This window comes from Rhodococcus sp. NPDC057014 (genome assembly GCF_042673295.1).
Lineage (GTDB): Bacteria > Actinomycetota > Actinomycetes > Mycobacteriales > Mycobacteriaceae > Rhodococcus_F.
This window is the reverse complement of record NZ_JBHUSF010000400.1, coordinates 1-7,031: the sequence shown is the minus strand read 5'-3', so window position 1 is coordinate 7,031 and position 7,031 is coordinate 1. Positions and strand designations below refer to the sequence as shown.

Here is a 7,031-nt window from a genome sequence, read left to right as displayed (position 1 = left end):
GGCCCGCCCGCACACACAACTGTGGCCCGACACTTCGCGTGTCGGGCCACAGTTGTCTGTGTCGGGTTGTGCCGGATCAGGCGTCGAAGCCGTCTCCGTGCAGAGCGTCGTTCATCGAGGCGTCCGCGTAGCCGCGGCAATAGTCCCAGGTGACGTACGCGTCGGGTGTCGGGTCGTAGGCGGGCTCGTGCGGGCGCACGGTGCCGTCGACCAGGAGCTGGAGGAGGTTGGCACGGAGCATGTCCCAATCGTGGTAGTGATCTTGCTGGCAGTCTTCGCAGCAGACGACGAGACCGCGGATCCCACGATGCGCCAGGAGCGCCTCGTACACGGCGAGGTCGGCCAGGTCTTCCTCCACGGCGAGACGCTCGTGGGGGTCGAGTGGCTGGCCCGGTTCGATCGCATCGAGAGCTGCGGACGGGTCGGCGGGGTCGCCGGCGAAGGGGTCCGGGGGCAGACCTGGAGGCAGTTGATCGCGCACAGCACCACGGTACGCAGGTCAGCCCGGTCTGCGCCAGCCGTTCGGCGTACGCCCAGCGTGGGTGGGCTCCGTGGCGATCGCGTCGAGCCGATATCATGGTGTGCGGAGCTGGGAATATCGATCGTCGCTCCGGCCTTTTCCCTGTATCCGAGTTCCCGCAAGTTCACCAGATCTGAATGTCCGCAGACGGCGCCACCGGCGCTGCACCTATGTTCCATGGAGGGCCCGAACCGCATGACAAGTTCAGCAGGGCATGTACACACCGGCGGTGACGACCCGAACAAGGTCGCGATGCTGGGTCTCACGTACGACGACGTCCTGCTCTTGCCGGCGGCGTCGAATGTCATCCCCGGCCAGGTCGACACGTCCAGCCAGCTGACCAGGGACATCCGGTTGCGGGTGCCGCTCGTCAGCTCCGCGATGGACACCGTCACCGAGGCGCGGATGGCCATCGCCATGGCCCGCGCGGGCGGCATGGGCGTGCTGCACCGCAACCTGTCCGTCGAGGCGCAGGCCGGGCAGGTGGAGACGGTCAAGCGGTCCGAGGCCGGCATGGTCACCGACCCGGTCACCTGCACACCGTCCGACACCCTCGCCGAGGTCGACGCCAAGTGCGCCCGGTTCCGGATCTCCGGACTCCCGGTCACCGACGCGGCCGGCCAGCTCGTCGGCATCATCACCAACCGCGACATGCGTTTCGAGGTCGACCAGAACCGCGCCGTGTCCGAGGTCATGACGAAGGCGCCGCTGATCACCGCCCAGGAGGGTGTCACCGCCGAGGTGGCGCTGGGCCTGCTGCGCCGCCACAAGATCGAGAAGCTGCCGATCGTGGACGGGCAGGGCAAGCTCACCGGCCTCATCACGGTCAAGGACTTCGTCAAGACCGAGCAGCACCCGGACGCCACCAAGGACCGCGACGGCCGGCTCCTGGTCGGCGCCGCCGTGGGTGTGGGCGACGAGGCGTGGAGCCGCGCAATGGCTCTCACCGACGCCGGAGTCGACGTTCTCGTCGTCGACAGCGCCCACGGTCATTCGGCCGGTGTGCTGGACATGATTTCCAAGCTCAAGGCCGAGGTCGACGAGCGCGTGCAGATCATCGGCGGCAACGTCGCCACCCGTAGCGGTGCGGCCGCCCTCATCGAGGCCGGTGTCGACGCGGTCAAGGTCGGTGTCGGTCCCGGCTCCATCTGCACCACCCGCGTCATCGCCGGTGTCGGCGCCCCGCAGATCACCGCGATCCTCGAAGCGGTCGCCGCGGCCAAGCCGCACGGTGTGCCGGTGATCGCCGACGGTGGACTGCAGTTCTCCGGCGACATCGCGAAGGCCCTCGCGGCAGGCGCGTCGACGGCGATGCTCGGTTCGCTGCTCGCAGGCACCGCGGAGTCGCCGGGTGAGCTGATCCTGGTCAACGGCAAGCAGTACAAGAGCTACCGCGGCATGGGGTCGCTCGGCGCGATGCAGAGCCGCGGGGCCGCGAAGTCGTATTCCAAGGACCGTTACTTCCAGGACGACGTGCTGTCCGAGGACAAGCTGGTCCCGGAGGGCATCGAGGGCCGGGTCGCGTTCCGCGGTCCGCTGTCCCAGGTCACGCACCAGCTCACGGGTGGTCTGCGGGCCGCCATGGGTTACACGGGAGCGTCGTCGATCGAGGAGCTGCAGAACGCGCAGTTCGTGCAGATCACGGCTGCGGGCCTGAAGGAGAGCCACCCGCACGACATCACGATGACGGTCGAAGCTCCCAACTACACCGCTCGCTAGCAACCAGTCACGATTCACGAGAAAGGGGCGCGCGTGCGCGACCTCGTTGAGATCGGCATGGGCCGAACAGCCCGACGAACCTATGAGCTGGACGACATCGACATCGTCCCCTCCCGCCGGACCCGCTCCTCCAAGGAGGTGTCGACGTCCTGGCAGCTCGACGCGTACCGGTTCGACATTCCGGTGCTGACGCATCCGACCGACGCGCTCGTGTCGCCGTCGTTCGCGATCGAACTCGGCAAGCGCGGTGGCCTCGGGGTCATCAACGGTGAGGGTCTGTGGGGCCGGCACGCGGACGTCGAGGCCAAGCTCGCCGAACTCGTCGCGCTGGCGGAGTCGGACGTCGACGTCGAGGCGCCGATCAAGAAGCTGCAGGAACTGCACGCGGCACCGTTGCAGCCGGGGCTCCTGGCCGCGGCCGTCGCGCAGGTCCGTGACGCGGGTGTCACGACCGCGGTGCGGGTGAGCCCGCAGAACGCGCGGGCGCTGACCCCGCAACTGCTGGAAGCGGGCATCGATCTTCTGGTCGTGCACGGCACGATCATCTCCGCCGAGCACGTCGCCCACGGCGACAGCGAGCCGCTGAACCTGAAGACGTTCATCTCCGAACTGGACGTCCCCGTCGTGGCCGGTGGGGTGAGCGATCACCGCACCGCTCTGCACCTGATGCGGACGGGCGCGGCCGGGGTGATCGTCGGGTACGGCTCCACCGAGGGCGCCACGACCACCGGTGAGGTGCTGGGCATCGGTCTCCCGATGGCGACGGCCATCGCGGACGCCGCGGCCGCCCGCCGCGACTACCTCGACGAGACGGGCGGACGCTACGTCCACGTCATCGCGGACGGCGACATCACGTCTTCGGGCGACCTCGCGAAGGCGATCGCCTGTGGCGCGGACGCCGCGGTCCTGGGCGCGCCGCTGGCCGTTGCCGCGGAGGCACCCGGCGGCGGCTGGTACTGGCCGTCGGCTGCCGCGCACCCGTCGGTGCCGCGCGGCACGATGCTGCCGGTCTCGTTCGGTGACCGCCCGTCGCTGGACCGGGTCCTGACCGGCCCGTCGGACGACCCGTTCGGTTCGCTGAACCTGGTCGGTGGACTGCGCCGCTCGATGGCGAAGGCGGGGTACTCCGATCTGAAGGAATTCCAGAAAGTAGGCCTGACGGTCCGCGCCTGAGGCGAACGCCGCCACGGCTTCTCTCGTCGCCCGATGTCGCATCGGTGCAGTTCAACTGCGCCGGTACGGCATCGGGCGACGTGCGTTTGCGGGTATCGCGACCGTTCCTGATACCTCTCGTTACAGTTAAGGTGACCCTTGTGGCAGCTGTCACAACCACCGGGTGCATACTGGCGAGTAATAAACTCAGGTTCGTTGGAGGTCGAGTGATGAGCAAGCAGCGCACAACGGATTACGACGTCCTCATCGTCGGTTCCGGATTCGGTGGCAGTGTCACCGCGCTCCGTTTGGTCGAAAAGGGGTACAAGGTCGGCATCCTCGAGGCGGGCCGTCGCTACGCCGACGCGGACTTCGCGAAGACCAGCTGGGATCTCAAGAAATTCCTCTGGGCGCCCGCCCTCGGGTTCTTCGGCATCCAGCGCGTCCACCTGCTCCGCGACTGCCTCATCCTCGCCGGCGCCGGCGTCGGCGGCGGGTCGCTCAACTACGCGAACACCCTCTACAAGCCGCCTGCCTCCTTCTTCCAGGACAAGCAGTGGTCGCACATCACCGACTGGCACGACGAGCTCACGCCGTTCTACGAGCAGGCCCGCAAGATGCTCGGCGTCGTCCGGAATCCGCACATGACCCCCGCGGACGAGATCATCAAGTCGGTCGCCGAGGACATGGGCGTGGGCGACACGTTCATCCAGACCCCGGTCGGCGTGTTCTTCGGCGAAGCGGGCAAGACCGTGCCCGACCCCTACTTCGGCGGCGTCGGCCCCGACCGCACCGGATGCATCGAGTGCGGCGAATGCATGACCGGATGCCGGCACGGCGCCAAGAACACCCTGCTCAAGAATTACCTGGGCCTCGCGGAGAAGGCCGGCGCCGAGATCATCCCGATGACGACGGTCAGCGGACTGCGCGAGGCGCCCGACGGCACCTGGGACGTCTTCACCCGGCGCAGCGGGCCGCGGAAGAACCGGAACCGCATGACGTACACCGCGGCGAACGTCGTCCTCGCCGCCGGCACGTGGGGCACTCAGCATCTGCTGTTCGACCAGAAGGAGTCGGGCGCGCTGCCCAAGATCTCCGACCGGCTGGGTGTGCTCACCCGCACCAACTCGGAGTCGATCCTCGGCGCCGCCAAGAACAAGGTGGACCCCGCGCTCGAGCTCACGAAGGGCGTCGCCATCACGTCGTCGTTCCACCCGACGCCCGACACCCACGTGGAGCCGGTGCGTTACGGTAAGGGGTCGAACTCGATGGCCATGCTGCAGACGCTGCTGACCGACGGCGGCGGCAGGCGGTGGATGACGTTCCTCAGGGAACTCGCGAAGGATCCGACGGCGCTGAAGGTCCTCACCCCCTACAAGTGGAGTGAGCGCACCATCATCGCGCTGGTGATGCAGAACCTCGACAACTCCATCACCACGTACACGAAGAAGGGGCTGTTCGGCCGGCGCAAGGTCACCAGCAAGCAGGGCCACGGTCAGCCGAACCCCAGCTGGATCCCGGCCGGCAACGAGGCGACCCGGCGGATCGCGGAGAAGATCGACGGTCGCGCGGGCGGCACCTGGGGCGATGTGTTCAACATCCCGCTCACCGCGCACTTCCTCGGTGGCTGCACGATTGCGTCGGAACCGTCGAACGGCGTCATCGACCCCTACCACCGGGTGTGGGGTTACCCGACGCTGAGTGTGGTCGACGGTTCGGCCGTGTCCGCGAACCTGGGCGTCAACCCGTCGCTGACGATCTCGGCGCAGGCCGAGCGCGCGGCGTCGCTGTGGCCGAACAAGGGTGAAGCGGACCTGCGTCCGGCGCAGGGGGAGGGCTACCGGCGGCTGAACCCGATCGCGCCGATCAAGCCGGTCGTGCCGGAAGGCGCGCCCGCCGCGCTGGTGCTGCCCATCGTCGAGATCCGAAACGGCTCGGTGCTGCCCGACACACAGAAGCACGGCGTTGCATAGCGCAGGCGAGGGCCGGGCCGTGGGGTCGCGCAGACCACAGAGCTGCGCCGATTAGACTGACCCGGTGGCAGATATCGAGCAACAGAGACCGGTCCTCGTCGTCGACTTCGGCGCGCAGTACGCGCAGCTGATCGCCCGGCGGGTGCGTGAGGCCAAGGTCTACTCCGAGGTGGTCCCGCACACCGCGACCGTCGAGGAGATCGCGGCCAAGAATCCGCTCGCCGTGGTGCTGTCGGGCGGGCCGTCGAGCGTCTATGCCGACGGGGCGCCCCAGCTCGATCCGGCCCTGTTCGATCTGGAAGTCCCGGTATTCGGCATCTGCTACGGATTCCAGGCCATGGCCGGTGCACTGGGCGGGACGGTCGCCCACACCGGCACCCGTGAGTACGGACGCACCGACCTGAAGGTGCAGGGCGGTCTGCTGCACGAGGGACTGCCGTCCAGTCAGCCCGTGTGGATGAGTCACGGCGATGCCGTCACCGAGGCCCCCGACGGCTTCGAGGTGACGGCCACCAGTGAGGGCGCACCCGTCGCCGCGTTCGAGGACCGGGCCCGCAGGCTCGCCGGTGTGCAGTACCACCCGGAGGTTCTGCACTCGCCGCACGGCCAGCAGGTGCTCAGCCGGTTCCTCCACGAGATCGCGGGCATCCCCCCGGCCTGGACGGCCGCGAACATCGCCGACGCCCTCGTCGAGCAGGTCCGCGAGCAGGTCGGCGACGGCAAGGCGATCTGCGGACTGTCGGGTGGTGTGGACTCGGCTGTCGCGGCGGCGCTCGTGCAGCGCGCGATCGGCGACAACCTGACGTGTGTGTTCGTCGACCACGGCCTGATGCGGGCCGGGGAGCGTGCGCAGGTCGAGCAGGATTTCGTCGCCGCCACCGGCGCCCGGCTCATCACGGTCGACGCCGCCGACACCTTCATCGGTGAACTGGCCGGGGTGTCCGACCCGGAGACCAAGCGCAAGATCATCGGCCGCGAGTTCATCCGCAGCTTCGAGGGCGCCGTCAGCGACGTGCTCGGCGAGAACGCCGCGCACGGCGACACGGTCGAATTCCTCGTGCAGGGCACGTTGTACCCCGACGTCGTCGAATCCGGTGGCGGCACCGGCACGGCCAACATCAAGAGCCACCACAATGTCGGCGGCCTGCCCGAAGACCTGCAGTTCACGCTCGTCGAACCGCTGCGCCTGCTGTTCAAGGACGAGGTCCGCGCGGTGGGACGCGAGCTGGGCCTGCCCGAGGAGATCGTGGGACGCCAGCCGTTCCCCGGCCCCGGGCTCGGCATCCGCATCATCGGCGAGGTCACCCAGGAGCGGCTCGACCTGCTGCGTCACGCGGATTCCATTGCGCGCGAAGAGTTGACGGCCGCCGGGCTCGACGGCCAGATCTGGCAGTGCCCGGTGGTGCTGCTCGCCGACGTCCGCAGCGTCGGCGTGCAGGGCGACGGACGCACCTACGGGCACCCGATCGTGCTCCGCCCCGTGTCCAGCGAGGACGCGATGACCGCGGACTGGACGCGACTGCCCTACGACGTTCTCGAGCGGATCTCCACCCGGATCACCAACGAGGTTCACGACGTCAACCGGGTCGTGCTGGACATCACGAGCAAGCCGCCGGGCACCATCGAGTGGGAGTGACGCACAGTGCGCGGTGAGCGAGTCGCCTGAC

Annotated in this window: 5 protein-coding genes; 4 read left to right on the top strand and 1 reads right to left on the bottom strand. The window is 68.5% G+C overall.

From position 1 onward, the window contains the following. Positions 1–76: 76 nt before the first annotated feature. Positions 77–481, bottom strand: coding sequence for a DUF5319 domain-containing protein (locus ACFTZB_RS40875; RefSeq protein ID WP_164060064.1), 405 nt, complete (start codon positions 479–481; stop codon positions 77–79). Between the two features lie 234 nt (positions 482–715). Between ACFTZB_RS40875 and guaB the strand changes: the two genes are divergently transcribed. The 4 genes from guaB (at position 716) to guaA (ending at position 7,000) form a co-directional block, all read left to right on the top strand. Next, positions 716–2,239: an IMP dehydrogenase gene (guaB, locus tag ACFTZB_RS40870; RefSeq protein ID WP_378440924.1), complete on the top strand. Its 1,524-nt coding sequence runs from the start codon at positions 716–718 to the stop codon at positions 2,237–2,239. A 33-nt stretch (positions 2,240–2,272) separates the two neighbouring features. Beyond that, positions 2,273–3,412 (top strand): GuaB3 family IMP dehydrogenase-related protein, encoded by a 1,140-nt coding sequence (locus tag ACFTZB_RS40865; RefSeq protein WP_378440922.1) that lies wholly within the window; start codon positions 2,273–2,275, stop codon positions 3,410–3,412. Positions 3,413–3,621: 209 nt separating this feature from the next. Further along, positions 3,622–5,364, top strand: coding sequence for a GMC family oxidoreductase N-terminal domain-containing protein (locus ACFTZB_RS40860; protein ID WP_378440920.1), 1,743 nt, complete (start codon positions 3,622–3,624; stop codon positions 5,362–5,364). Between the two features lie 64 nt (positions 5,365–5,428). Then, complete coding sequence (gene guaA / locus ACFTZB_RS40855) at positions 5,429–7,000, top strand: glutamine-hydrolyzing GMP synthase (RefSeq protein ID WP_378440918.1); 1,572 nt, start codon at positions 5,429–5,431, stop codon at positions 6,998–7,000. The last annotated feature ends 31 nt before the right edge of the window (positions 7,001–7,031 follow it).